Genomic DNA, 26,370 nt, shown 5'->3' with positions numbered 1-26,370 from the left:
GTTTGAAAGTTGAATGATGATGGAGGTATCTTAATGTTACAATCATTTATATTGATCGACGAGTTTGAACGAATTCGCCGGGCTCCCTCCACCTCGTCAACGCCTTATAAACTGGATGCTTCGCCTGCAATTAGGAAGTCTATGCCTGAAGCTGTTCTGAAAGATATGGGATTTCGTGTATATGAAGCTACGCATACCAAAGATATTTCTATAATCCTTCCCAAGGTTGATGCTGTATTATTATCAGTAGAACCAGAACAAGTGGAGCCATGGCGTTCTCGCATGCTTGCCCATCGCAGCCTTCCTATATTTTGGTGGTGTGATGCGCATACGTTCCCCAGCAATGAATGCAAGCTGGACGCAGGCATCGACGGGTTGCTCGGCTCCAAAATGAGTGCATTGGAGATACACTGCGCTTTACTGCTCGGCGTCAATCATTTTTTCCAGCGGACTGAATGGCAGCAGGAACGGGAGCAGCTCCTGTCAAAACTCGAAGAGCGCAAATGGATTGATCAAGCCAAGCGGATTTTATGTGAAATCAAGCATATATCGGAAGCGGAGGCTTACGATTTTTTGCGCAAGCAAGCGATGAATGAACGCAAACGGATGGTAGACGTTGCCACCTCCATCGTCAAAGTGTATCAATTGCTGCAGGATGAGAATAAAGGAGGACGAAGACGATGATATCCTTATTAAAAGAAGTGGGCCGCGGAAAACGCGGAGCTAGAGATCTTACTTACGATGAAGCCGCGCAAGCGGCTGAAGCTATATTGACCGGTGCGGCGACTCCCGCTCAAACCGGTGCTTTTCTTGTCGCGGAGCGAATCAAGATGGAATCCCCCGATGAGCTCAAAGCTTTCATCGATGCGCTTCGCGCGCGCATCACGCCTTACCCGATCGCAGGCAGCATGGACTGCGCCGGACCTTACGATGGACGTGCCCGCACGTTCATCGCGACGCTGCCGACCGCATTCGTGCTTGCCGCATGCGGGCTTCCAACAACGCTTCACGGCAGTCCCAGTATGCCCCCCAAGTGGGGCATAACGATCACTGACGTGCTGGAAGCGTTGAAGGTCCCTGCGCTTCAAGCATCGCGTGAAGCGCTCATTTCCGCCGCGGCGCGAACAGGGTTCCTGTTCACGCCGACGGAGAGCTGGTGCGCGCCGCTCGGCGAGCTGCGCGGACTGCGCCAGGAACTCGGGCTGCGTACCGTGTTCAACACCGCAGAGAAGCTGCTTCGCTTTACGGAAGCGCCATTCATGGCCGTGGGGGTATTCCACGGCACCGTCTTTGAGAAAATCACCAATTTGCTCGTCGATTTGGGCGTTTCCCGCGGGATCGTCGTACAAGGGATGGAAGGCTCTGAAGATCTCGGCGTTGATAAACGCACCCGCACCTACGTGATTCAAGATGGAACCAGCGAGCTTTACATCGTCGATCCTGAAATTTATGAGTTGATGGTCGAAGTTCCCGAAGTGGAATGGACCGCTGAGCTGCAAGGTAAAACAGCATTGAGCGTATTGCGCGGCGAGGCTGAGCTGCCCTACCTGAACATGGTGCTGCTTAATAGCGCTGTCCGCTTATGGATCGCACAAAAGGCCGGTTCTATTGAGGAAGGGATTTATCTGGCCCGGCACGCCATCGAGCAAGGAAACGCTTTGCGCAAATATACGGAGTGGACGGAAGCCATTAAGCCGGTTTCCACAACATAATCATTATTAGTCGCTACAATCGTAAAAAGGACCTCGCGGGCTTATGCCCCGGGGTCCTTTCTGTCGGCTGACCCGGCTTACCGCCTGGCGCCGTTACTTGCCGATGAATTGCTGCGTAAACATTTTACCGCAAGGACCGCCATTAACAATACCTATGCCGATATGCGTATAGTCTTTGCTTAGAATGTTAGCGCGGTGCCCAGACGAATTCATCAGCGCCTCATGTGCTGCCTGCACGTTTTGATTGCAGGCAATATTTTCACCGGCGGCATTGTAGCTGATGCCGAATTTGTTCAACATATCGAAGGGCGAACCATACGTGGGCGAATCATGTGAGAAGTAATTGTTGTCGACCATATCTTGGCTCTTCAATCTGGCCGTTTTGGTGACGGCCGGATCTGCCAGAAGCGGCGGCAGCCCCGCTTCTGCCCGCGCTTTGTTCACCAAATCCAACATCTGCTGCTCCTCTACTGTCAAGCTAGGCATAGCAGGGGCTTGCGGCGTTGGTGTCGGCTTTGGACCGGGTAGCGTCGGCGTTGGTGTCGGTGCCGGCTTTTTGGGAATTTTCAAATTGCCGTATGCCCATAAAATGGATTGCAGCGTCTGATCGTCCACATTTCCCGTAACGGGAAGACCATATTTGCTTTGAAATGCTTTAACGCCTGCTTGTGTCTGATTGCCATAATAGCCAGTTATCGGTCCGCTGTAGTAGCCTAACGATTTCAGCATCCCCTGTACCGCATAGACATCAGGTCCCTTAGCCCCTTTGCCGAAGGCAAAAGCGGTTGTCGTCGAAGAAAGGAACAATGCAACACAGATTAGCACGATCCAGACACGTTTTCTGTGGCCCTTTAACATGAGTTTGTTTACACTCCCCGTCATAAGCATCATTCGTCGCAGAACTGACGATAAGAGTAGGTTGAACCTATTTGTCATGAATTATCCAAAACAAAGAAGATTTGGTTACCGCTTCGAAAAAATAATAAACCCATTGACTTTGGCGCAGGGATCTACTAAATTAAAATTAGTACCAGATACTAATACTTGATACTATTTACGAGGAGTGATCCCAGAATGAATAACTTGTCTGCCTTGAACGCTCGCATCACAGCGATCGGAAGCTATGTGCCGGATCGAATTCTAACGAATGACGAACTTGAGAAGATGGTTGATACGAACGATGAATGGATCGTTCAACGCACAGGCATCCGGGAACGCCGGATTGCCGCGGAGGATGAATATACGAGCCACCTTTGTATACGCGCTGTCGAGGATATGATCGCAAGGTATCAGACATCACTCGATGACGTTGATCTTATCATTGTGGCCACCCATACGCCCGATCTGCCGTTCCCCTCTGCTGCCTGTTTGGTACAGGCGCACTTCGGCATCCCGGTGACAGGCGCCTATGACCTAAATGCCACTTGTGCCGGCTTTTCCTATGCGCTGCATACCGCCGGTGCGCTTGTTTCCGCAGGCGTACACCGAAAGGTTCTTGTCATCGGAGGCGATACCTTGTCCAAGATTACGGACTACACCGACCGTTCCACTTGCATTCTGTTTGGGGATGGCGCAGGTAGCGTTATGGTCGAGAGAGACGATGAATATCCGGCTTTTCTCGCACATCATCTCGGTTCGGATGGCACAGGCGGCAAGCATGTATATCGTACCGGTCTTGCCTCCCATTTGAACGGAGTTCCGTTAGGCGGCGAAGGTAAGCTTGTCCAGAATGGCCGTGAAGTGTATAAATTTGCGGTGACAACCGTACCGCAAGGCATTGAGAAGCTACTTGCAAAGAGCAATATGCAGCGCAGTGATATCGACTGGTTCATCCCCCACAGCGCGAACCTCCGCATCATTGAGTCGATCTGTGAGAAGAGCGGTATCCCGTTTGAAAAAGCACTCTACAGCCTTGTCTTCTATGGCAATACATCCGCGGCTTCAATTCCGCTTGCCCTGGATTTGGGGATCAAGGAAGGCAAGGTGCAGGCAGGAGATACGCTTCTTCTATATGGCTTCGGAGGCGGTTTAACACATGCGGGATTGATGGTTCGCTGGGGTTAACGGGAAGATGAGCTTTTATAAACGAAAAACCGCTTATAAAAGCTCATCTCTTCTACGATGCTGAATAAGTGAATTCATATCCGTCCTCAAAGCCTTTACTGAATCCATCTTCATACCCTGAATCATATCCCCGGTTAAAGCCTAAATCATACCCACCGCGCTGGATAGCCGATAAGGAATACCGGTATCTCTTTTTTACAACTTTAACCGTCTTGATTTTTTTCGTTTTTCTTAAAGTCGTACTGGTCAACTTTTTCTTATATCGTGTCATATTTTTCCGCTTTTTACGGACTGTCTGCCTGACCCTCATTCGCCTCTAACTCCTTTTATACGTTATTGGCCACAATTACAGCCGGTGCAATTATGGGCAGCCCATGCGCATTGCGCTGTAATGTACCGCGTCTGACCGGCGCTTTTTGACGCAGCGCCAAATTCCAATACGTTAGCGCCAAATCGCCAACAAAACGATGCAATTTACCGCTCTTCACCTGATAAATCCCGCCTTCCTGATCGATAAGAAGCTTACCTTCAGGAAGTTGCTCATTGAGCCTCTCTTGCCGCCCGAGTTCCTCCAGCTTCAGCTGTACCTCTTGACCGGTTATAGGCATTCCCATTTGCCATCCCCGTAAGTCAACTTGAGAAACGCGGCTCGAAGCAAGCCCTGAATCATCAGAAATTGGATGGCGTATGCCGTTCTCAATCCAATACAACTGCGGGGTAACCCCGCGTACGACCATATGCGTCGGATAAAAATCGTTCATCGATACGGAAGCTCCATCCAGCATCGACTGTACTTGACTGAATAGGTTGTGCGTATCGCCCCATTTTTTCGAATAAAAATCGAGATTTTTACCATACACTTCTTCAAACCGCTCGCCAAGCGCTTTAATACTGACACTGCCGACATGATGGATAAAGGTATCTTTGGCAATGACAAGCTCGAGCCCCATCAAACGAGTACGAAATCCGAAATCGTCGTCCTCGCAGTTGCCGATCTCAAAGCCTTCATCCAAATAACCAAGACGGTTGAATACTTCCCGGCGCATGAGCACACAAAAACCAGTCAATCGACCTGTAGTCTGCCATTTGCCCGGATTCGACTGGTTGAACGCCTCTGCAAAGCGATGCATCTCTTCCGTCGACGTGTAATTCGTCTCGAGGAGCTGATCGCCGCTAATATAATTCGTCATAGGGCCGACGAGGCCAAATTTCTCATTGCTGTAAAGACAAGCCAGCATATTGGTCAACCAGTTTTGGGTAACGATCGTATCGTTATTGAGAAACAACAGCGTCTTGCCGCGCGCGAGCTTGAGCCCCTGATTCGTGCCCCCGGCAAAACCGAGGTTTTTCTCGAACACCCGATAGCGAATTTTGCCCGTAAGCGATTTAAGATATTCGGCTGTATCATCAGAAGATGCATTGTCGATGACAATGATTTCGAACGGCTCCGGCGTATGCTGATAGATGCTTTCGATACAATTCTGGAGATGCATTCTCTGGTCGTTCGTTGTCACAATAATGATGCTGGTTCCTTGAAACGGCTGGACCAAACTGGATGCCCCTGCATGCCAGCCGCTCTGATAAGCATCATCGTGAGCCAAATCGTAACCCCGATTATATCCCTTGTTAAAGGCCTCATTATATTTCGTTTTGACGTTTGCGACAGATTTCGTCGCAGCAACAGCCCTCTTGGTTCCCTTTTTCATCGGTACGGTGCCTCCCCTTTGACAATAGCGTCGGCCAGATGTCCGAAATCGATGGCGACTTTACCCATCACAGAGGCAATCCACTCAGACAGGATAACTGCTGAGATGCCTGCTGAGACAAGTGCAATATCAAAATCGTGCTGAGCAACGATAGATTTAATGCGGGGAATATCCGGTACGCCATTTACCGGGGCAACTTCACCCGCAATGACTACGTTATGACTGCGAAGCACTTCGGCAAGTTGCTTCGCCAGGTTGCCTACGAGCAGTACCCGGCGTCCTTGCGTGATTCGCGACAAATATCCGGCGTGATACAAATAATAATTAACTAATGAATCTGTCAATGTGAGCCCGCGGTAATCGATGTTTTCTGCTTTGAATACGGAAAAAGCAAGGGGTTGAAAGTTACGCACCCGCAGCTTTGGTATGCCGACCACGCTCGCCCCCCGGATCGCCTTGACCAGCTCTCCCTTTACTGCCAAATCAGGAACGTTAACGCCCGCATACGGAAGAAAGCTGCCCTCTTCCCTGATTTGTTCGATCGACATGATCGTTTCTTGAGCCAGCGTCAGCAGCTCCCCATCCCCCAATCGCACCAGGGCAAAAGGCGAATGGCTATTTAGCGCTGCCACGATTCTATCCCCCAGTGCTTCCGGGGTTAATAAATGAACGATTTTCGGCTGCAACTGCTCAATACCCGCATGGATGATCTGCTCGACGGTTATTTCGGGCAATATTTGATAATCCGGCAAACAACGGTCGACAATAGCGTCTCCGCCCTCGTGCTTCCCATCTTGGAATGATTGATTTAACTGCTTATTTAACATATCGTTCGATGTCTCGTTTGACGCTTCGACCAACCCTTTGTTCAATCCCGTATCGTACCCTCTGTTAAAGCCGTCGTTATATCCTTGATCGTAGGTTGGCTGCGCATGATCAACCGGAACTCCCGTTCGCGGAATAACCGCTGCATGATTTCTAAGCACTTTTAAACGGGCTGCAGTCGTACGTTTCCGCATTTTCTTCACAGCGAGCAGACGGGATAACCGTTTGCGCTTTCTTCTGAATTTGCTTGATGAGCGTGAGACCACACCTTTCTTCCCTATCGTGCCGCGTTGTTTCTTCTGAAGGGTTAGCATACATTCACCTGCCTTAACGATAATCCAAAGAGAAATCCCTCTATGAAGCCAATTGTCGAAACCTCTTCGGAACGGGCTCTACTGCACGCCATTGGTAATAGTCAACAATTGGTGCAGGCGGCTACGGTACGTATGCTCCTTCAGCGTACGGGATAAGCCTCTGAGCGCGATGCGCTGCCGCTCCTCTTCATGGCTCAAATAATACTGAATCTTCGCGATCAGCTCCTGCGGAGAGCTGAATGTATCGATTTCCACTCCAGGCGTATAAAATTGATCCAGCTGTTGGCGTGCATCTGTCAGTTGGAGCGTTCCGCACGCCGCAATATCAAACATCCGGGGATTCGGGGAATAGGCGGGAATCTGTTTGCTATTGCTGTTGTGTGACTGGTCATCGATAGAGCGGTGCAGGTTAATGACAATTTTCGAAGCAAAATAATGTTTGGCCGTTTCTTCCGGACTCAGCCAATAACCGCTAATTTTGGACGCGAGCGTTTGATAGGATTGAAGCCGATCCCACCAATAACCATTGATCATGACATTCTGATCCTTTAAGTAATACGCCATTTCATCGATAAAAGCGACCCGGTTCCAAAATGCGGTGCCAATGAAGCAAATGTCTTTGCGGTAGCTGGTCGGCACGTATTCCAGCTTGACGCGTTCCGGATCAATGCCGAACGGAAGATAGTGCACCTGTTCGCAGCCTAAACCTTTATATGCATCAACGCAGCTGATCTCCAGCGTAAATACGTAATCGTAAGACGGAACGATCATCATCGTTTGATCCGAGTGATAAGGATCGTCAGGCAGCCATACCGCTGTCCGTATGCCCAAAGCGCGAATTGCTTGAACATGTTCAACCGGAAACGATAGCCCTGCCGCATCCAGCACGAGGACGAGATCCGGCCGGGTAGCCTCCGCAATAGCCACAACGTTATCCAATGGATTGACCACAATAACTTCGCGTACCAGCTTTTGCAAGCTGCCCGTTATGCCATCATCCATGGCTGCGTAAGGTGCCCCGTTGGCTCTTACATACATCACCTTGAGCTCCCAAAGGATTCCGCTGTCCTGCGGCGTTTGTTGAAGCACCCTTTGGCATCGTCCCATATGGTAGCCGTGCTCCCATCCCTGACCGTAACCCGCCTGCCTTCCGGCTGCCCAAGCGCTGGACCGGACACCTTGAGAGGAAATCTGAACGGTCTTTGCACGTTTATTAACCTTTGTTGTCATTGCGTTCCTCCCGTTTCCGTGACATATCCTTTTTGAGTTAAGTAAGCTTTTAATGAACTTTTCCAATGGGGCATCGAATAAATAGAGGAGATTTTGCCGTTATCCAGCACGCTATAGGCGGGTCTTTTACACTTGGCCTCGTAGCGGCTGGAAGGAATCGGCGTCGCATCATAAGAAAGTCCGCAAAGGGTAAATGTTTCCACAGCAAGGTCATACCAGCTGCAGCCGCCTTCGCCGGAACAATGATAAATGCCGTAATCCGCCACATTGCGGTCAAGGAAAGCTTTAACCGCTTGAGCCACGTCCAGTGTATACGTCGGCGACATCACCACATCATTGACAATGGAAACCGGCTTACCTTGCTTCACCAGACGGATCATCGTTTCAATGAAATTGCCGCCTTTGCCGCTCGAGCCAGCGACCCCGTATAATGAAGAAACGCGAAAAATAAAGAAGCGATCCAGGTAAGCTGCGATAGCCTTTTCCCCCGCTGCTTTGGTACTGCCGTACACATTGAGGGGGTGCGTCTCCGCTTCCTCGGTATATGGCGAGCTTTGGTTGCCGTCAAACACATAATCCGTGCTGAAATGGATCATCGTGACGTCATGCTGCTTGCAAAATGTTGCCATTCGCAACACCGCGATGGAGTTGACCATCAGCGCTTTGAGCGGATCGCTCTCGCATTCCTCGGTATTGTGGAAGGCCGTGCAGTTGATCAGTACGTCGAAATGACCGAGATTCTCCAAGAAGGGAATAACCGATTCGGTATTCTCTACGTTCAACTGTTCGCGTGTAAGTGGAATGAGCTCATACACTTCTGTTCCCGCAAATACGCTGCGGATATCCGAGCCTAATTGTCCGTTTGCGCCTAACAACACAATCCTTTTCATCACATTTTCGTTCCTTCGAGATCGATGATGCCGCCGTACAACCGGACATCTTCAATGATGCGATGCCATTTGACGAGCTCATTGTACCAGCCTAGCGTAATCGTTTGATCCATACGGGTTACTTCGCCTGCTTCCAGCGCGTTGTAAATTTCAAGCGCACCTTGCGCAGCCGTCCATTTTCCCTTCCACTGCAGCGCCTTCTCGATCTTGTCAAAGCTGACGCGATAGGAACGGTGGTCAGGGGCTCCGTACCATTCGATATTTACCTTACGGGGCATCGCGCCTGCAACCTCTTCAGCCAATTTGCCAAGCTGATAGTTATTGCTATCCGAGCCAACGTTAAAAATTTGTCCGTTAATCACTTCCGGCTTTGCTTCCAGAAGCAGACACATAACGTCGGTCGTATCCTGGACATGGACAAACGGTCTCCACTGCGAACCGTCTCTCATAAGAGGGATGACGCCGTTCTGCCATACGCCGAGCGTCATGCCGTTGATCGCCAGATCGAAACGGATGCGCGGCGAATAACCGTAAACTGTGGCCTGCCTGATCACAACAGCCGTAAATGTATCGTCGGCCAGAGGCAGAACCCCTTGCTCCGCCATTTCATTCGCTTTGGCATACGTAGTGAGCGGGTTGGTAGGTGAAGTCTCATCGACGATCATTTCAGGCGGTTGAAAACCGTAAATACTGCAGGAGGACGGAAGAATGTAGCGTTTTACGCCCAGTTTCTTCGCATTGAGGGCCGTACTGACACGGGAGATATGATTGATTTGGTAAGTCGCTTCCTGAAACAACTCGCCGCTGGGGTCGTTGGAGATGGCGACCAGGTCGATTACCGCATCGACGCCGGCAAACGTTTCTTCCTTCAGACGGCGGGAATCTTCCCTGATTAAAACGAGGTCGGGATGCTGAGGCAGTTTATCTGTACCAAAGAAGAAACGGTCAACTGCTTTCACTTTGTAGCCTTTACCCAGCAGCTTAGGCACCAACACGCTGCCGATATAACCGCCGGCTCCCGTTACCAAGATTGTTTTCATGTTTGTTCCTTCCTCTCATACAGATAGTTAATCTCAGCTTGCGCCAATGGCGGTTGCCCTCGATCCTTATCAGATAAAATCGGATCGGATACAGGCCACTCAATGCCGAGCTGCGGATCGTTCCACCCAATGCCCCGGTCATGCTCCGGCGAGTAGTATTGATCGACTTTGTACATGAGCTGCGTATTCGGAACAAGGGTGCAAATACCGTGAGCGAAGCCTTGCGGCACCAGAATCTGGCGTTTATTCTCGGCGCTCAAAATGACGCCGGCCCATTCGCCATAAGTTGGCGAGCCTTGGCGTATATCGACGACCACGTCGTATACGGCTCCCGATAAAACGCGAACAAGCTTGGTCTGAGCCTTTGGCGCCAATTGATAATGAAGGCCTCGCAGGATGCCAGCTTGAACGGACAAGGAATGGTTATCCTGAATGAAATCATGATGAATGCCAAGCTGCTCTAATGTATGACGGTTGTAACTTTCCATGAAAAAACCGCGATGATCGCCGTATGACTTCGGTTCGAACACCAACACGCCCGGAAGCTTTGTAGAAATCACTTTCATGAAAGGGCTCCTCCTCGTTGTTCCATGATATGATCGACTACATACACGGCAAAAGGCATGGAGCAGGTGAAGGCCGGGGATACCGCATTAAGCACATGCATGGAGCGATGGTCCCCTTCGATAACGAAGTCCTGAACGAGCTCCATCGACGCTTTATGAAGCAGCTGAGCTCGAATGCCTGGCCGCAGGTAGTGGCCGAAGCCTTGCGGATCGATACGATGAACCATACTCCTGCCGAGCCTGATGAAATAGGTTTTGATATATTTGCGCATTTCCTCAAGGGCGAGGCGTCTGAAGTGAAAAGAATTGGTTATGAACAGCTTCGCCTCATAACCGGCGATTTGTATAAATTCTTTCAAGCTGAAACCATGAAAACCCGAGTAATTTTCCCGCCAGAATGCCGGTATCGCCGTTGGTCCAAGCTTGATGCTTCCGTCGACTGTCTTCGTGTAGTGCACACCGAGAAACGGATTGCCCAGATTGGGAACAGGGTAAATGTTCGTCCGCACATCAGTCTTGTTTTTCGTATATTTCAAGTACATGCCTTTAAACGGGATGATCGTGTACTCACGTCCAAAGCCGTAATCGTGCGCAATACGATCTGCATACAGACCGGCCGCATTGATCAAGTACTTGCACTTATACGTGCCATTGTTTGTGAAGACGAGATCCCCTCGATGCTTACGGTATTGAGTATAAAAATGAAATGCCACACCCTTCGCCATATTGTCATGCTTCAGCATCTGGCATACCTCAACGGGATCGACGGATGCTGTCGTGGGCGAGTAGAGCGCTTTGCGGAACGTACGGGCATTCGGATCAATCGCCGCGATCTCGTCCTCATCCATCCATACGAGTTCAACTCCATTGATCTCAGCCCGGCGTTTCAACTCCTCGAGTCCCGCAAGCTCCGTTAAATCCTTGGCGACAACCAGCTTGCCGCATTCGTTGAGGCGCAAGCCGTGCTTCAGGCAGTAAGCTCTCATCGCTTGGTTGCCTTCTTTGGTAAACCTGGCTTTTAAACTGTTCGCTGAATAGTAAAAGCCGGCATGCAGCACGCCGCTGTTTCGCCCGCTCGCATGAGCAGCGACATCAGCCTCTTTTTCCAGCACGCATACCGAACTTCCGGGTTCTCTTTTCTTCAGCTCGAGAGCAATCGTTAATCCGATGATGCCCGCACCGATAATGACATAATCGTACACGTTCAAAACCCATCACCCGGAGTGGGTGCATGGTTTCCCGGATCCGGATACTCGCGCAATTTATCGGTCGCTTCGTACCAGGACGGGAATGTACCTGCGTCAATCCACCAGCCTGTAAGAATGTGGTAGGTTAATAGCCCTTTGTCCGCATACAAATTGTTGACATCCGTAATTTCCAATTCACCGCGTGCCGACGGCTCAATCGCCTTGATCATGCTGAATACGGAAGAATCGTACATATAAATACCTGTTACGCAATAAGAGGAACTCGGATGCTCCGGCTTCTCTTCAATCCGCTTGATCAACGCTCCGTCCATCACGGGAACTCCATATCGTCTTGGATCATCGACCTGCTTCAAAAATACTTTCGCCCCTTCGGGCAGAAGCTCGAATTCCTTCACATAATTTGCCAAAGAATCTTCAAACAAATTGTCTCCGAGCAGCACCAGCAGCTTTTCGCCCGGATGCACGAAGCTCTCCGCAAGCTCCAGCGCTTCGGCAATACCGCCCGCTCCTTCTTGAATCTTATAGGCAAGCTTAACTCCCCAGTCCTTGCCGCTGCCAAAGAAATTGGTGTATAGTGAAGCCGAATGATTATTCATCACCAGCAAAATATCGGTTACTCCCGCTACTCGCAGCTTTTCAATGGCATAATAAATCATGGGATATTTGCCGACGGGAAGAAGGTGCTTGTTGATCATCTTCGTCAAGGGTCGCAGCCTGGTTCCCGTTCCCCCTGCAAGAATGACTCCCTTCATAGCAACGCCATCCTTTCTTTAGCTTCCTTTAAATGAATGAACGAGGATCCACTCCCCATTTCTCCATAAACAACTCACGAGAGCGTTCCACAATCTGGCGAAACTGATCTTTAGACTTTTTGCCAAAGCTGGCGCTGCCGTAATGGAATATAAACGTATCTTCCGCTATCATAAGCCGGTAGCCCGCTTGTCTTGCCCTATAACAATAATCGTCATCTTCGTAATGGCCTGGGCTGAAGCGCTCATCGAGCAGTCCGATCTTTTGCATCACTTCACGCTTGAATAAGAAACAGAAGCCGATCAGCCGCCTAACTTCGATATATGTTCCTTTTTTTTGGCCGTTGTATTTGCGGGTCATATCATCCAGGTTCGTGTAGGCCTCCTGAATTTTTTGCCTGCCGCTGGCATAATTGGACATGGGTCCGACGATGCCGATGTCCTCTTGATGGTAGAGGCAATCCAGCATATGCCTCAGCCAGTTTGGGGTAAGAAGCACGTCATTGTTCAAAAGGAGAATTGCGCTGCCTTTCGAGAGCTTCATACCTGCGTTGCAGGCTGCAGGAAAACCTCTATTCCCATAAAAGGATACAAAAGGGATTTCTTCCTGGAGCAGAAACTCGAGCGTTCCGTCGGTCGATCCGTTATCGACAACAATGATTTCATAAGGAACATCCGTATGCTGTCTGATGGAATAGATACAATCCCTGAGCAGCGTTTTCTCGTTATAAGTCGGAATAATAATACTGGTAATCATCCTGTTAATCCCTCCGCAACTGGGATCTTTTCCTGATAGGATCCACAAAGCCCAGCCGGCTGCTATGGCTTTTAATTAACGTATGCATGGCCTCCAAATGATCGCCAAGAATCAGGTTCGAGACCGGATTGAAAGCTCCCGTGTTCAAACGGGTTACTTTGTTTTCCTTGATGACATCGATGCTGGCCGGGGCGCAAATCCTTAGTCCTAGCTTTATGGCCAGCGACTGGGCTTTTGGAGGAACGATCAGATTCGCTGCCCCTATTCGCTCAATCGCATTGCTAGAGAGCATGTGGGGAATGGCCGTCATGGAGTTCGACTTCAAGTCCGACCTGCCTTGAATTGCATTCAAAAACTCCTTCATCATGGTGACGCCGTCGCGTAATGCGAATTGGCCGATGAATGGAGTCAAGTCGTTCAGCGCGACATCCGCCCCGCCATCCATCGCTTGAATAAACGGAAGCAGCTGCTCCGCTTTGATCGGTATATCGCCGTCGAGGAACAACACCATGTCTGCTGTCGTTAGCATAGCGCCAATCGAGCGTCCCACGTCATGCCCAATTGCGGCCGGATAGTGAACGATTGTTGCGGGACTGGTTTGTCTAGTGACGGCAAAGCTGTTATCTGTAGAGCCATTAATAACGACGATGATTTCCTGTATCTGGAGTCGCCTCAACTGTTCCAGCACATGGCCGATCGTTTCTTCCTCATTGAAAACCGTAATGACAGCCGCCATGCTCTTCAGCGTTGGAATCAGCACACCATCGGGTTTCTCTATGCCCAACTGTGCGCAGTAACCATCGAGAAAAGCTTCCGCACATGCAGCGTACCGATTGATCGGAATACTTCGTCTCTCGCTATTGTAGTAGTAATACCATAACGAATTTATAAAGGAGATGGGCTGTTCACCTTCAGGAAGCGGATGATCCCCTGCAAACCTTCTTCCGGTTCGATGAATGGTTTGCGGCATGATCCATGCAGGCGCAAGCCGCCTTCGTCTGGCCGGTTGCACTCTCTTTCTTCTAATTGGAATTTTCTTGCGGAATTTCACAAGGACTCCTTTTCGCTTCAATATCTTCACCCCACAAAAGATCGATCCCTGGATAAATCTGTTAGCAGGCCTCGCTCGTTCGTCTCATTCAGTAACCATTCAATGGCTTCCAGATGATCTCCGACAATGAGATTCCGCAGAGGATCTACTTTGAAGGCTCTCCTTTTTCTCGGATTCACCCGACCTACATTAACGTCATATACTTTGTGAAGTTCCAAACCTTTATGAATCGCGATGGTTTGAGCCAAAGGAGGCACGGATAGATGCTCTGCTTCGATCAATTCCAGCGCTTTTCTGCTTATCGCATGGGGAATGGTCGTCATGGAAGCTCCCCGCAGATCAGGACGGGACAGCACAAGATTCAGAGCATGCTTCGCCAGAACGACAGGATGTACTTGATCCGTACGCGTATTGCCTGAATAGCTGTTCAGCGCTACATCGATACCTTTTTGGACGGCATGAACGAATGGTTTGAGATCTCTTGTTGCAATCACGATGTCTGCATCGATAAACAGCAAAATGCTGCCTCTTGCATGCATCGCGCCAATTGCCCGACCCACATCATGCCCTAACGCTTCCTTAAACGCGATTACCCTTGCACCCATTTTGCGCGCAATAAGCTCCGTTCCATCACGGGAACCGTTAACGACAACAATAACCTCTGTGGCAGGATGTACCCGATGAGCCTGACGAATAACGGCAGCGATCGTTTTTCTTTCATTCATCGCCGGTATCACGACGGATACTTTCGGATTTTGACTTATGGAAATAGGTTTGAATATAGGCCGAGATCTTATTCTCGGTTTCAACCACTTTCGTTTCTTACGTTGCAACATGACCACACGCTCCCATACTGAACTCCATTCGTTTTCGTACCCATTGTATGTCCATATATCCCTTAGGGCACGGCATTCGTTTAAGCCCTCTGCGTGAATTGATAAAAATGGGACATCTGTCACACCCGAAATTGGGAAACTCGTACATGCAAATGATCTTCGAATCTCATAATATATAACGATTTGCCAATTTCGCAGTTATCTGCTGCTAGGATTAGAGGAGAGGCATGAAACATGCCCTGATAGATGTGATCTTGGGAACCGGATTTTGTGGAATTTATTTCCCGTTCATTCGTTTGAATCTGTATAAATAGTTCGGTACCGGATTTATTGGGTACTCTCCAAATAGCTGCTCATGCGTCTCGCCCCCTGGAGGCCCGCCCCATTTATCTTGATAGTAGTTCAGGTAAAAGGGCCTCGTCTTAACCCGGATAAATTGGAGTTCCTCATCCGACTTATATGTCGAGGCGCCGTCATTATGATGCGTGACCGGCAATCCTGAATCCACGATCTCAAATCCAAGCAAGCTCATGCGTCTATAATAATCTTGCTCGGCAAAATCATGCGGCAGTATCGTATCCATTGGTCCAATCGCGCTTATAGCCTCCATGTTGTATGCAGTTAACGCCGGCGATTCCGTTCGAAGGGCCCCCCATCTGCGACCTGATTGCTTAAGCTCCTCCAGCGTCTGCAGCAATGGCTCAGCCATCCCGGCATGCAGCTCCGCGTCATTGTGCATGAAGATGCAGACTTCAGAGCCATTCTCGGCTGCGATACGATGCATCACATTCATCGTTTGACTGAAAGAGAGCGGATCAGGAGGCTGGAATACCTTTACCGGAAGTCCGATTGGCTGATCAGTCAAGTTGTCTTTCTTTGAATTATCGATGACAGTGGTAATCTGCCAGTAGAATCGAATACTGTTCAGTGCCTGAACAAGTAAATCGGATCGGTTGACATACCCAACGACCACTGTCAACCAGGCTGGCCGTACCTCCAATTGCTCCACGGGTTCATTTTGCCCAGCTGCCGATGTGGAATCTTGGGGAGACTGTGTGTCCTCCGTCTCATAATAAAAAATTTGCTTATGGTCCACTTGCACCCCATTATTCTTGGACTCGGCTTTCAGACGGCGCGTTATTCGACGCAATTGTTTACTCATCTTGTACTTAAGCCGCTGATTTCGTTTTTTTCTTTTTAGAAGGATAAGGCGTCTACTAGCGGTTCTCTTCTTGCGCCTTTGTTTCACCATACCGACTTTTTTCTTCAGCAGCATGCGGCCTTTCTTTTTCATCATGTACTCACCTCCGAGAAACATCACAGTTCTCTAGTCACCTTGTGCCTGGCCTGCTTCCATACTATGAATACCCATTAGCGGATTCATATGCATTAACCCAGCTTGGCTAAAAATTGGCGAATGACTAGGTTCAGTTTGGTGAATTCGTTTATGGCAATTAAAAGGACATGGTCATACGATGGAAACATGTGGATAAATAACCACCTAACCCGCCTCGCCTAACTTACAAATTCATGATAAGGAGTTGTTTTATGAAATATATCGTCGGCATTGGTTACGCCAATCGTCTTGATCTCCTTCATAAAGCGGTCGACAGTATCAAGCCCTACTGGCCGCATACTATTGTTGTCGATAACTCAGACCTGCAGGATCTGAGAGAAGAACACGAGCTGCGGAACAAAGTGAACATTTTTGAACCTCCCGTTCCGCTTTCCGCTACACAGATATTTAATTACCTGTTAAAACGAGGCATGCGAGAGGGTTGCGATGCTGTCTTGTTCATGCATCATGATGCGGAACCGCACGAAGGGACCCCTGAGAAGTTTCTAGAGATTCTGGAATCGTGGCAAGCAAGAGGAGATAAGTGGGGGGTGGCCTTAACCCAATACGATATCTTGTGCGCCTTCAATCTGAAAGCGGTAAAAGAGGTAGGATGGTGGGATACGGTCATGCCGAATTTTTTCGCGGATAGCGAATACTACCGAAGAATGAGGATGGCCGGCTATAGCGTAATATGGACACATCTGCCTGTAACGCATCACCGTGGGCAGACGACTAAATCGGATCCTTATCGTTTAAGAGTATTCCGATCATCGATAACTATTCACCATGACTACTACCTTGCCAAATGGGGCGGAACGACTGACAAAGAAGTGTTTACCACGCCATTTAACAAATGAGCTGGAAAAACAACAACAAAAAACCCCTCTTCATCGAATTCATGAATTAAGAGGGGGGCTTGCGATATGCCTGATGAACGCCAGCCTGCGTATTCAACCACGGATGCGCAGGTGTTCCTTTTTGTATGTGAGCGATTCGAATACCTGTGATCTTCCTAGTCAAAATGTGCTGATAGCGCACAATAGATTCCAGATTTTCGGCTACTTGCTTACCTAACGATGGAGATGCCTCTACGGAATGTGCCACGCTCTCAATAATTCGGGTCAATGCCCGTTGGCTTCTCGCCAGAGAGGTTAATAAATCGAGCTTGATCCACTGTTCTCTATCCCGGAGACTCATTTGTCAAACCCGTCGCCTAAATTGAGCAAATCGCCGAGACCCCCGCCTGCATCAAGACCTGTACTTTCTTCTTCCGCAATAAGAACTCCCAGATTTTTGGCGAAGGCAGCCTCCATCTTGGTGATCCCTTCAATGACCGCGATGAGCTGTTCGTGGATGTCGCCCGTTTTCTTGATATGATCGGAGTTGCTTTCATAGGCAGACGTAGACAGATGGTGGCATATCCAATTGCGGGACTTCTCGGCATGAAGTGCCTTGGCCTCCAGGATTAATGCCACGTTGAATTGAATTTTCGCCGTTGCATCCAGAATTGTTAAGTAACTTTCCGTTCTATCCAAGTAGGCTCAACTCCCTGTTTATTCTTCGCTAGGATGTTCTTTCATCGCCTTCACAATGGGTGCCAGATTATCAGCTAAGGCATCTTCCAGATCGGCAAGGCTGTTTAAATAGCTGGTAATCCCTTTGGTCACTTCAAGCGAATGCTCCACCAACGACTCAATCTCGCCAAACGAAGGATCACGGTCCGGGATTTGCACTACCATCGATGCCATATGTGCAACGATGAATCGTTTAGCTTCCAGGGTGCGCGCCATCTCTTGCTGCGACTTCGCCATGTGATTCAGTATCGAAGTGATTTGATCCTGCATATTTGTTCCCGCCCCTCATTTGTTGACTTTCCCCATTTAGCATATGCGGCTTGACGAAAAATGGGAATGACATCGGGGTTTCTTTTATAGGCAGCATAACGTCTCAAAGCCGTCTAACAATTCATGAAATTTTCCTAAGCGGCTAATTTTGTTTTTTTCCTTCATAATCTTCTTATATGACGGATCACTCTGCGGCAGCAACTTTGTCACTTTCATTTTATTCGCCAACAAGTAACTTGCTCTATCTAGCAGCGAAACGAATGTTTGCTTAAAGAGTTTAAAATCACCCTTATACTCTTGGCAAAGTGTGGTGTACTGTATCATGATCTGGTTCAATTGATACAATGTTTTACCATGCGGAATGAGGTTTAACGCAAAAATTTGGACGTCCATCTCTCGATATTTCTTTTGGAATTTATTGAAATTAAGATGTGCTTCCTCCACAATAGACGTGGATATGGGATGTTCCTGATGGTAGGTGATCATCTCGCTAAGATTTAGAAAAGACGCCCCCATTTTAAACAACCGATACCCCATCTCCACGTCATCCCAACCATACCCGTTCCACTCTTCGAAATATCCGGCCTGGTTCAATAAGCTTCTACGTAATGAGATGTTTCCGGTAAAGAAGAAGATCCATGGAAAAGCAAAACCTGAAAAATGGTCCCCATAATGCCGCAGTACTTCCTTTTGGAAATACTCTTCATGCAATTTGGTAAAGGAAACCGACCGAAATTTTTGATTTTTTATATCATCCGCATTGAATAAGGGGACGATCTTTGGGTTACTAGTGTACGCTTCCCATTTCTCATACCAATTTCTTTGATCCTTATTCATCAATCCATTCATGTGTTTGATCTGTTCGGCATTGAATCCAGGATGGATCAACGAGTAAACGCCTCTCAAATGAATGGTACCAATAGCAACTCGGCGCTCTTGGTCTTGGTGTGTTAACACATGCTGCTCAATAAAGTCAGATTCTACAAGCACTTCAGCATCCAAGAAGATGATGATTTTTCCGGCGGCGGCTTTAATGCCCATATTTCTCGATCGGGGTCTGCCTACGTTTTTTTCACATTTTATATACTTGAACAAGAAGGGAAAGTTATGCGTATGCACGATGGAAGGCGTCAGGTCGCTGGATTCGTTATCAACCATAATCACTTCCACCTTGGTGAGATCGTATGATTGGTTCTGCAAGGAGTACAAAGTGAGCAGATTATACGGATAACGATTATAGGAAGGGAGCACGAGGCTGACATCCAAGGTTCTTTTCAGACCCCGGTGGACGGTGATGCCGGACTTATGATTGGTATACCAATATAGGCCTGCTTCATCGCCGGTAAGAGAGGCATGCATGTTAAGGCCAATTTGTTCCTGTGATCTTGCATGATCCCAAATCCTGAACTCTCCAGCCTCTCCTTGAAAAAAACCGTAAGGCGAATACCCTCCAAATATGGCGGAAGGATAGACCTTGCTTTTGCTGCTGACCGAGCCTTTTTTGATCAACTGCCCATTCAAATAAAGAAAAGGGACTTTGTTTTGATAAACCAGGGCCACATGCATCCATCGTTTCAAATAAGCAGGATGAACAAGGACAGCAGGAAGGTGGTCGATGGTATGCTCATAGACGGCAATTCCATTCGTGCCGATGGAGATGCCGATACCAGCCTCATTGATATGTTCGCCGCAGCCTGGACCGATGAGATACTTTTGTCCCTTGTTTCCATAAATACCATACGATGACTCCACATCCAGACGGGTTTCGCCACTTGGCTTTACCCAGAACTCATAGGTGAAGGAATCAGCGAGTTCTCTGATGAGCGTCTGGATAGTCATCGATTCATTGCCGGAAAAGGATATTGAATCATCTATCATAGGTTTCACCTTCCTTACAGGAGCTTACATCATTGCCGCTATCAGACGTTGTAGGCTTTCCCGGTACTTGCGATTTACCGCTTGAATCTCCACCCATTGTTCCTGGCTATGCACTTTGCTGCCCATGGCATCATGCATCCGGTAACGAAGAAGCGGTTCATTAAGCGAATGGAACGTATAATGAAGAGCAGCCCGCTTCCAATAATCGAAGTCATGTGTGTAAGGGAGAGATTCATCAAAGAGGCCTACTTTTTGAAACACTTCCGTCTTCATCATGATCGTAGAACCGTTCACAGGGCAGCTATCCACTAAGTGCTTTAGAAAGTAAAGCCGATCCTGAAAATGAAGACCTACATTTGTATGTGTAATTTGGTCGTTAGCATCGATAAGGTGAAAGTTTGTGTAGCTAATTGCAGCATTCGTATTCAGCATAAAAGTGACTTGCTTTTCTATCTTTGTCAGTTCAAATACATCATCGGAACTTAACCATGCAAACAACTCCCCTGTTGCATGCTTAATACCGGTATTTAAAGCTGTAGCCGTACCGCCGTTTTCTTTTTCAATGTAAACAATCTGAGCCAAGTAAGGTTTTACGAGATCGGTGTACCGGGTGGATCCGTCACTGACGACAATAAGTTCGATATTCGGATACGTTTGCTTCAGCACGCTTTGAATGGCCCGGTCCACATAAGGACAATTGTAAAAAGGCATCACGACGGACACTCTCGGCCTATTAAGTTGTTCCATGAGAGGCTCCTTTCTTCGTTCATTTCACCATTTCATATTCTTGGCTTGCCCCAATTCAATCAACAGCTCGCCCGCCACTTCTTTAAAAGCAGCCTTGATATCAGCGTCAAATGCTTTCTGCCAGCCGCCGATTCTCCCTTGCCGAAAAGTTGGAGAGCTTTGAGGATCAATGTTTGCTTCCATGCGATCAATCATTTGCTCCATCGGAATCGGAGTCGTTCGTCCTTCCCATAAATATTCGGCTATTCTCTTGATGGCCGCTCTTCGCGACGCATGGGACACCATCAAGTCTTCAAAAGTGACCGTACATACGCCAGGCTCATCCTTCCAGCTAAGAAAAAGGCGATAATAGTCAGCAATATTCGGATATTCAATCTCAGGAATTCCATAGATGATTTGCATGTAACTTTCTTTTAATGGAAGGTTCGGATCCGCGAAGGAGAACGGGTAGGGAATGGTTCGGACAAAATGAACAAAGGAAACAAGCGTATCCCGCAAATCCCTGATCATAAAAATCTGTTTCATCTGCAATTGACGAAACATATCCGCCCATGGTTCCATATGGTAAATATGCCCGGTAATCATTTCATTCCCGGCTGCTTGTCGTAATACTTGGCTATGCTTTTCAACCTGTTCTCTAGTCCCTTCGTACATATGCTTGAATTCATCATGCGTGATATCAGGCATGCCTAACAGGATCTGCAACAGCAAATGAGTCCCGCTTTTGGGTATCGTATTCATAAAAAAACCGGGAAGCGGCGTCGGCGTGGTCATGTGCTCTTTCTCCCCTTCTTCCATAGAGTCGTGAATATAAAAGATATCATTAGGATACGTTCTTAGAGACATTTTGGATTGTATGAAAACCTATTTCGGATAAATCTACCTATTTTTGTAAGAATCTAGATGATGACATAGTCAATCTATTATTCCCCGTCATATTTTAGTAGCATCACAAAGAGAGTCATTTCTTAGTGATGTACTCCACAGGAAAGGAGGGATTTTCCATGGCGAAACAAATCGTTGATGCTTTTCAAAGTATTCCTTCCACATCAAGCGGTTCGATCAATAGATCGATCCCGGTAGCACCCGCAAATATCGTCCTGGCGGATTTTGGCCTGACTGTTATAGCAGGAACAAGCGTGTTTTTAGATGTGACCGTTGGATATCGAGTGACACTAGGTTTGCCGGATGTGACTTTTAGAATTATTAGAGACACAGTCCCTATATTCAGCATTACTTCAACCACTTTATCTCTGTTAGAAGAAAAAAATGTTTCTTTTAATACAGTAGATATTAACCCGCCTGCAGGCAGCCATGATTACCGGATAACAGCCGAAGTATCGAATCTTTTAACGGGCGCGACTGTTATCGGTCCGGTTGCTTTTAGCGGGATCGCGATTGCCCCGGCTTAATTTGTTCACGTTAAGAAACTCCCTCTTAGGGGGTTTCTTTTACATTTAGAACAAGAGTCCATTCAAGCATCGGAGCCTGCTCATAAGATATTCCAAAAGCTTGTAACGAGTTAAATTGAATGGACGAGGAGATAACTTTATGAAATTTACGTTTCCTATTATTACCCTATCGATCGGCGGGGCGCAACGTATGCTGGCAGAGCTAGTAAACGGTCTGACAGATCGTGGCCATGAGGTCACCATCCTTATGCCTCGCGCCGGTATCGTTGAATTTCCGATTAAAGCTGAAATCATCCGTACACGCCAGCTCGATTATGTAGAAGTAGATGAGTTTCCTCCAAGCGACGTCATTGTTTCGAATTACTTCACCCTTGTCTCCGGGTCGCAAGTGGCTAGTGAGAGAGGCAAAGGTGTGCATATTCGGCTAAGCCTCTGTTATGAGCCTGCCTTTCTACCGGATAATCATCTAACCTTCCGAACCTACCATCATACGAGAAACTTGCTAGTGTTATCGAAGTGGCAGCAGCAGTTGATTCATTTACTCCACGGAGTCATGGGGCATATCGTTCCTGTCGGCCTCAGTCCTGCCTTTCACAATCAGCACCTTCGGGAGTCCCGGAATCAGCTGCAAATATCGGCCATCTTGAGAAAACCGGAGTGGGGACACGTTTGGCACAGGGAACAAGATTATTTGCTTCATCATCTTCAACTCATCAAGGCGCAGTATCCGCATGTGCAAATCAATATTTTCACGCCTCCCACCGAATTCGCCACGTCGCCTTACATTCAATCTCTGAGCAAACAATATCCGTTTCGGTTTATTCAACCGGCGGACGATCAAGCCATGTGCAAGCATTATAACGAATCAGATATATTCGTAAGCTCATCCACCTATGACACTGCGCAAATACCTGGATTAGAAGCGATGCGATGCGGAGCGTCCCTGGTGACCACCTATGCGGGCGGGAACATGGATTACTGCCGAAACGAGGAAAATTGCCTTCTCTCCTATCGTTACGAAAACAATCTATCCGATCAGATTCGCCGTTTGATAGAGGACCCGTCTCTTCGAAAGAAATTAGCACAAGCGGGAGAAAAGGAGTCCATGAAATGGACATGGGATAGAAGCCTTAACGAATTTGAAAAAGCCGTCTATGCCATTACAGGAAAACGTTTGTAAGATCATTCTTATATTAATGGGTCCCTCAACACAGTAGGCGGTCGGACCCATTAACTTATCCCTTCTATGAGACAAGATTGAGAAATCAGACCAGAACCTCTCTTTTTCCCCTAGCATATACATATATAGAAATAGTGAAGAACAGAGAACCCGTCATCCGCATAGGATAGCAGTGAACCTGCTGACAATGGGGGTATTGCACGCATGCTTGTCTTCGTTCTCGGATCGTCCAATCATGCTTCTGCAGAAGCTACAAAAGCGAATTTAGCGCATATCGCTTCAGAATGGACGATCGTAATCATAAATGACAATGTCGCATCTATCATGAATGATCATCTTCAGGATTATGAAGAACCTTTCTTTATCACGCTTCAGGCGGGAGACTTGCTGCACAGCCATTTCATATCCGAATTGGAGCGTCAACTTGCATCTCTGCCTGAGCATTGTGCAGGTCTCATCTATGAACGCGGACCGCAGGCAGCGAGAAAAGATATTCCTTTCGACCCGCTGGTCTGGAGAACGAATGCGATGCGATCAACCGGCAGAACCTGCTTCCCTGAAAGAGATCAAATGCCTTTTGACTCCTATATTTTCACCGATAAAATGCTTCAGATCAGCAAGAGGTGGGAGTGGGGAACCTTCCGAAGTCAATGGTGGCAGCCGCAAACTGACAAGATCCCTCCGTGGCGCAAGATGGAGGAAGAGTGGGAATTGGTCCGGCCTATACTGGAAACCGGGACTGCTGCCACGGCTCCCATAACAAAGCCTTCACCGCTCATCAGTATCGTGATATGCACATTCAATAACGTAGACTATTTGCCTTGGTCTATACGAAGCGTACTTGCGCAAAGTATCCCTGATTGGGAACTCATCATCGTGGACGATGCCTCTACCGACATGACGCAGCAAAAGCTGAGTGCCTTGCCGGAAGATCCGCGGATTCGAATCGTTACGAATGCAATGAATCTGGGCAAGTCTCGATGTTTAAATATAGCCTTAACTAAGACTGAGGCTCCGTGGCTGCTTGAGCTGGATGCCGATGACTGGCTTCCTCCGGATAGCATTCAAACTCTATTAGCCTATACGCGTGAGGCAAAGCCCGAAACGGCATTACTGTACGGCGACCACTATGAGTGGACGGAAAGAGCGCGTAAGCAACTTATTTATGGGGGAATATGTAAAGCCCCTAACGATTTCCAGGCGGAAACGCTTCTTAGCGGGGCGGTGCCATTAGCTCCAAGATGCTACCTGGTGGAATCGCTGCGCAGCATAAACGGTTGGTCGGTCGATGATCCATACGGAGGAAGGTTATACGAGGATTTTGCAATCATCCTGCGTCTATCACATGCCTATAAAATAAGCCGTGTCCCCAAACCTCTCTACCATAGAAGACTGCGCTCCTCTAGTATTACGCATCAAAATTCGGATAAATATACGCGTTGGGCGGAATGGATGCGGGGACAAATGGTTGTAAACCGGGGGGGCGGAGGAGATTCATCTGCAACATGAATTCCTCCGATCCATCTTACACGATCACACGAACGTATTGCACCTCGTCTGCCACGATCGTCACGGTGACTGACGGACCATAGTAATAGGTGTTATTCGTACGTATGGTAAAGATACAACTTTCAACCGATTCCAATGTCCCTATAAACAATTGATTCGTCAAAAATACCTCAACCGTACTGCCGATGAATCCGGCTAGCAAATCCGCGAAAGACATAGATTCTCCTCCTTTAAATGACTGCCTCGATGCTGGAATCCGGTATGAGCACAAGATCTCCTGTAGACTCACGGATCTCTATCACATTGGATCCAATGAATATAAGCCTGCCGCTTACCGTTCCAGCTCCTGTTGTTACGGTAATCTCATTATTAAGGCGTCCCTGGACTGCCCTTAAAGGATTACAGCCGGGAGTCGTTCCACGAACTAGAAAGAAAGTCGTTACGTTACCGTTGCCATCATAATCATATACTTCAAATCCAGCTTCCATTAAAGATGCTAGAACGGGTGTTAGTCTAGCGCCGATCTCGAGTCCGGGAAAATCTATAGTTGCGTCAAAACAGTTAATGATACAGCCGTTTGTCGAATAACTGTTACCAGATATAATCGTTACAATATCAGGCATTTGATATAGCCTCCTTCATTATGGGCAGTTATAAAACCTTATGGAGTTGAGACAGCTATACTCGGTCTAAATCCGACGATTTGACAAATCGAATAGATAACAACCTGACCCATATCATTCGCGGTTGTCGGACGTAAGGTAAATGTCCCTTTACCGACGGACTCCAGGATCCCTATCCTGTTCGGCGGTTCTCCTCCCGAACCTGCGCCGCCCGCAAAGAGAACTTGAATTTCTTCCCCTCTATATTCCCTGAGCTGTTCTCTTAACTCTTCTAGGCACTCATCTTCTGGATAATCAATATTTACTTTCACTTCAGGTTTGGCTGACTCTACATTTACGTGCACATCGGGTTTTGGCGTCTCGATGTTTACGTGCACATCAGGCTTTGGCGTCTCGATGTTTACGTGCACATCAGGCTTCGGCGTCTCGATATTTACGTGTACATCAGGCTTCGGCGTCTCGATATTTACTACAGGCGGAGGAGTAGTCACATGAACAGCCGGAGGATTCGTTTGAACATTTACCTCTGCCGGTGGGGTAGATACGTTCACGGTCGGAGCCGGCGTCTGCACGTTAATATTTGGCCGTGTGACTCTGATTGGTCTTTTTCTTAGTTTCTTCTTAAGACCCAAGCATTTCTTTTTCTTGCCTTTCTTCTTGAGAGAACAAGATTTCGACTTTGTGTTGCAGTCATCCGGGCATACGACACGGATGGTTCTCTTAACCACGCAGCGTTTTTTTAAACCCGCCATAGCGCACCTCCAAGTATTTTCCCTGTATTTGTAATTATTGGGTTTTCCCACACTCCTATACTACTCATCAGCGTAGACCCTCGTCCTAGACTCGAACCTAAAAATATGAATCTGGGTATCTATCGTTATATTTATAGG

30 protein-coding genes are annotated in these 26,370 nt (G+C 48.0%); 7 read left to right on the top strand and 23 right to left on the bottom strand.

What is annotated here, in order from left to right; all coding sequences use genetic code 11:
- The first annotated feature begins 33 nt into the window (after positions 1 to 33).
- Both ICC18_RS15915 and ICC18_RS15910 read left to right on the top strand, forming a co-directional pair.
- On the top strand, positions 34 to 684 hold the full coding sequence (locus ICC18_RS15915) for an ANTAR domain-containing response regulator (RefSeq protein WP_223192618.1): 651 nt from the start codon (positions 34 to 36) through the stop codon (positions 682 to 684).
- Entirely contained in the window at positions 681 to 1,712 is a 1,032-nt protein-coding gene (locus ICC18_RS15910) for an anthranilate phosphoribosyltransferase (protein WP_188175434.1), read from the top strand. Before ICC18_RS15915 ends, ICC18_RS15910 begins: the two co-directional genes overlap by 4 nt.
- 93 nt (positions 1,713 to 1,805) lie before the next feature.
- Here ICC18_RS15910 and ICC18_RS15905 read toward each other — a convergent pair whose 3' ends face one another.
- Positions 1,806 to 2,570: a peptidoglycan-binding protein gene (locus tag ICC18_RS15905; RefSeq protein WP_188175433.1), complete on the bottom strand. Its 765-nt coding sequence runs from the start codon at positions 2,568 to 2,570 to the stop codon at positions 1,806 to 1,808.
- A 216-nt stretch (positions 2,571 to 2,786) separates the two neighbouring features.
- On the opposite strand from ICC18_RS15905, the gene ICC18_RS15900 reads away from it, so the two are divergent.
- Positions 2,787 to 3,776 (top strand): ketoacyl-ACP synthase III, encoded by a 990-nt coding sequence (locus tag ICC18_RS15900; protein ID WP_188175432.1) that lies wholly within the window; start codon positions 2,787 to 2,789, stop codon positions 3,774 to 3,776.
- A gap of 52 nt (positions 3,777 to 3,828) precedes the next feature.
- Here the strand turns inward: ICC18_RS15900 and ICC18_RS15895 are convergent, their stop codons facing one another.
- The 13 genes from ICC18_RS15895 to ICC18_RS15835 all read right to left on the bottom strand — a co-directional run bounded on the left by ICC18_RS15895 (position 3,829) and on the right by ICC18_RS15835 (position 16,245).
- The gene (locus ICC18_RS15895; RefSeq protein WP_188175431.1) at positions 3,829 to 4,086 is read right to left on the bottom strand and encodes a hypothetical protein; all 258 of its coding nucleotides are present in this window, start codon (positions 4,084 to 4,086) and stop codon (positions 3,829 to 3,831) included.
- 16 nt (positions 4,087 to 4,102) lie between these two features.
- A complete protein-coding gene (locus ICC18_RS15890; protein ID WP_188175430.1) occupies positions 4,103 to 5,482 on the bottom strand; it encodes a glycosyltransferase family 2 protein in 1,380 nt (459 codons plus the stop codon).
- Positions 5,479 to 6,621, bottom strand: coding sequence for a GT-D fold domain-containing protein (locus tag ICC18_RS15885; protein WP_223192617.1), 1,143 nt, complete (start codon positions 6,619 to 6,621; stop codon positions 5,479 to 5,481). The genes ICC18_RS15890 and ICC18_RS15885 overlap by 4 nt, the downstream gene beginning before the upstream one ends.
- Before the next feature lie 78 nt (positions 6,622 to 6,699).
- Positions 6,700 to 7,851 (bottom strand): CgeB family protein, encoded by a 1,152-nt coding sequence (locus ICC18_RS15880; protein ID WP_188175429.1) that lies wholly within the window; start codon positions 7,849 to 7,851, stop codon positions 6,700 to 6,702.
- Positions 7,848 to 8,741, bottom strand: coding sequence for a dTDP-4-dehydrorhamnose reductase (gene rfbD, locus ICC18_RS15875; protein ID WP_188175428.1), 894 nt, complete (start codon positions 8,739 to 8,741; stop codon positions 7,848 to 7,850). Before rfbD ends, ICC18_RS15880 begins: the two co-directional genes overlap by 4 nt.
- Complete coding sequence (locus tag ICC18_RS15870) at positions 8,741 to 9,781, bottom strand: NAD-dependent epimerase/dehydratase family protein (RefSeq protein WP_188175427.1); 1,041 nt, start codon at positions 9,779 to 9,781, stop codon at positions 8,741 to 8,743. Before ICC18_RS15870 ends, rfbD begins: the two co-directional genes overlap by 1 nt.
- Positions 9,778 to 10,347: a dTDP-4-dehydrorhamnose 3,5-epimerase gene (gene rfbC, locus ICC18_RS15865; protein WP_188175426.1), complete on the bottom strand. Its 570-nt coding sequence runs from the start codon at positions 10,345 to 10,347 to the stop codon at positions 9,778 to 9,780. Before rfbC ends, ICC18_RS15870 begins: the two co-directional genes overlap by 4 nt.
- Entirely contained in the window at positions 10,344 to 11,549 is a 1,206-nt protein-coding gene (gene lhgD, locus ICC18_RS15860) for an L-2-hydroxyglutarate dehydrogenase (protein WP_312029547.1), read from the bottom strand. The genes rfbC and lhgD overlap by 4 nt, the downstream gene beginning before the upstream one ends.
- Before the next feature lie 2 nt (positions 11,550 to 11,551).
- Entirely contained in the window at positions 11,552 to 12,307 is a 756-nt protein-coding gene (locus tag ICC18_RS15855) for a sugar phosphate nucleotidyltransferase (RefSeq protein WP_188175424.1), read from the bottom strand.
- A 28-nt stretch (positions 12,308 to 12,335) separates the two neighbouring features.
- Complete coding sequence (locus tag ICC18_RS15850; protein ID WP_188175423.1) at positions 12,336 to 13,061, bottom strand: glycosyltransferase family 2 protein; 726 nt, start codon at positions 13,059 to 13,061, stop codon at positions 12,336 to 12,338.
- Between the two features lie 4 nt (positions 13,062 to 13,065).
- On the bottom strand, positions 13,066 to 14,133 hold the full coding sequence (locus ICC18_RS15845; RefSeq protein ID WP_188175422.1) for a glycosyltransferase family 2 protein: 1,068 nt from the start codon (positions 14,131 to 14,133) through the stop codon (positions 13,066 to 13,068).
- A 5-nt stretch (positions 14,134 to 14,138) separates the two neighbouring features.
- Entirely contained in the window at positions 14,139 to 14,948 is an 810-nt protein-coding gene (locus ICC18_RS15840; RefSeq protein WP_188175421.1) for a glycosyltransferase family 2 protein, read from the bottom strand.
- Between the two features lie 277 nt (positions 14,949 to 15,225).
- Positions 15,226 to 16,245: a glycosyltransferase family 2 protein gene (locus ICC18_RS15835; protein WP_223192616.1), complete on the bottom strand. Its 1,020-nt coding sequence runs from the start codon at positions 16,243 to 16,245 to the stop codon at positions 15,226 to 15,228.
- A gap of 251 nt (positions 16,246 to 16,496) precedes the next feature.
- Here ICC18_RS15835 and ICC18_RS15830 point away from each other — a divergent pair, with 251 nt between their 5' ends.
- Entirely contained in the window at positions 16,497 to 17,144 is a 648-nt protein-coding gene (locus ICC18_RS15830; RefSeq protein WP_188175420.1) for a glycosyltransferase family 2 protein, read from the top strand.
- A gap of 46 nt (positions 17,145 to 17,190) precedes the next feature.
- Here ICC18_RS15830 and ICC18_RS15825 read toward each other — a convergent pair whose 3' ends face one another.
- The 6 genes from ICC18_RS15825 to ICC18_RS15800 all read right to left on the bottom strand — a co-directional run bounded on the left by ICC18_RS15825 (position 17,191) and on the right by ICC18_RS15800 (position 21,530).
- Positions 17,191 to 17,484, bottom strand: a complete 294-nt coding sequence (locus tag ICC18_RS15825) for a hypothetical protein (protein WP_188175419.1) — start codon at positions 17,482 to 17,484, stop codon at positions 17,191 to 17,193.
- Positions 17,481 to 17,822, bottom strand: coding sequence for an alpha-helical endospore appendage domain-containing protein (locus ICC18_RS15820; RefSeq protein ID WP_188175418.1), 342 nt, complete (start codon positions 17,820 to 17,822; stop codon positions 17,481 to 17,483). Before ICC18_RS15820 ends, ICC18_RS15825 begins: the two co-directional genes overlap by 4 nt.
- 18 nt (positions 17,823 to 17,840) lie before the next feature.
- Entirely contained in the window at positions 17,841 to 18,131 is a 291-nt protein-coding gene (locus ICC18_RS15815) for a hypothetical protein (protein WP_188175417.1), read from the bottom strand.
- An 84-nt stretch (positions 18,132 to 18,215) separates the two neighbouring features.
- Positions 18,216 to 20,009 (bottom strand): glycosyltransferase, encoded by a 1,794-nt coding sequence (locus tag ICC18_RS15810; protein ID WP_188175416.1) that lies wholly within the window; start codon positions 20,007 to 20,009, stop codon positions 18,216 to 18,218.
- Between the two features lie 24 nt (positions 20,010 to 20,033).
- Positions 20,034 to 20,756: a glycosyltransferase gene (locus ICC18_RS15805; RefSeq protein WP_188175415.1), complete on the bottom strand. Its 723-nt coding sequence runs from the start codon at positions 20,754 to 20,756 to the stop codon at positions 20,034 to 20,036.
- A 24-nt stretch (positions 20,757 to 20,780) separates the two neighbouring features.
- Positions 20,781 to 21,530, bottom strand: a complete 750-nt coding sequence (locus ICC18_RS15800; RefSeq protein ID WP_188175414.1) for a sulfotransferase domain-containing protein — start codon at positions 21,528 to 21,530, stop codon at positions 20,781 to 20,783.
- A gap of 230 nt (positions 21,531 to 21,760) precedes the next feature.
- On the opposite strand from ICC18_RS15800, the gene ICC18_RS15795 reads away from it, so the two are divergent.
- The 3 genes from ICC18_RS15795 (at position 21,761) to ICC18_RS15785 (ending at position 24,857) form a co-directional block, all read left to right on the top strand.
- Complete coding sequence (locus tag ICC18_RS15795) at positions 21,761 to 22,168, top strand: hypothetical protein (protein ID WP_188175413.1); 408 nt, start codon at positions 21,761 to 21,763, stop codon at positions 22,166 to 22,168.
- 139 nt (positions 22,169 to 22,307) lie between these two features.
- On the top strand, positions 22,308 to 23,348 hold the full coding sequence (locus tag ICC18_RS15790; protein ID WP_188175412.1) for a glycosyltransferase family 4 protein: 1,041 nt from the start codon (positions 22,308 to 22,310) through the stop codon (positions 23,346 to 23,348).
- Between the two features lie 204 nt (positions 23,349 to 23,552).
- The gene (locus ICC18_RS15785) at positions 23,553 to 24,857 is read left to right on the top strand and encodes a glycosyltransferase (RefSeq protein WP_188175411.1); all 1,305 of its coding nucleotides are present in this window, start codon (positions 23,553 to 23,555) and stop codon (positions 24,855 to 24,857) included.
- A gap of 16 nt (positions 24,858 to 24,873) precedes the next feature.
- Here ICC18_RS15785 and ICC18_RS15780 read toward each other — a convergent pair whose 3' ends face one another.
- From ICC18_RS15780 to ICC18_RS15770, 3 genes are read right to left on the bottom strand one after another with little or no spacing between them, the layout of a single operon-like run.
- Positions 24,874 to 25,074, bottom strand: a complete 201-nt coding sequence (locus tag ICC18_RS15780; RefSeq protein WP_188175410.1) for a hypothetical protein — start codon at positions 25,072 to 25,074, stop codon at positions 24,874 to 24,876.
- Between the two features lie 13 nt (positions 25,075 to 25,087).
- Positions 25,088 to 25,480, bottom strand: coding sequence for a hypothetical protein (locus tag ICC18_RS15775; protein ID WP_188175409.1), 393 nt, complete (start codon positions 25,478 to 25,480; stop codon positions 25,088 to 25,090).
- 38 nt (positions 25,481 to 25,518) lie between these two features.
- Positions 25,519 to 26,232, bottom strand: a complete 714-nt coding sequence (locus tag ICC18_RS15770; protein ID WP_188175408.1) for a hypothetical protein — start codon at positions 26,230 to 26,232, stop codon at positions 25,519 to 25,521.
- Between the last annotated feature and the right edge of the window lie 138 nt (positions 26,233 to 26,370).

This window comes from Paenibacillus sedimenti, from assembly GCF_014534655.1.
Lineage (GTDB): Bacteria > Bacillota > Bacilli > Paenibacillales > NBRC-103111 > Paenibacillus_E > Paenibacillus_E sedimenti.
Note: the sequence above shows the minus strand (reverse complement) of the source record. Positions and strands in the feature narration are given on the sequence as shown.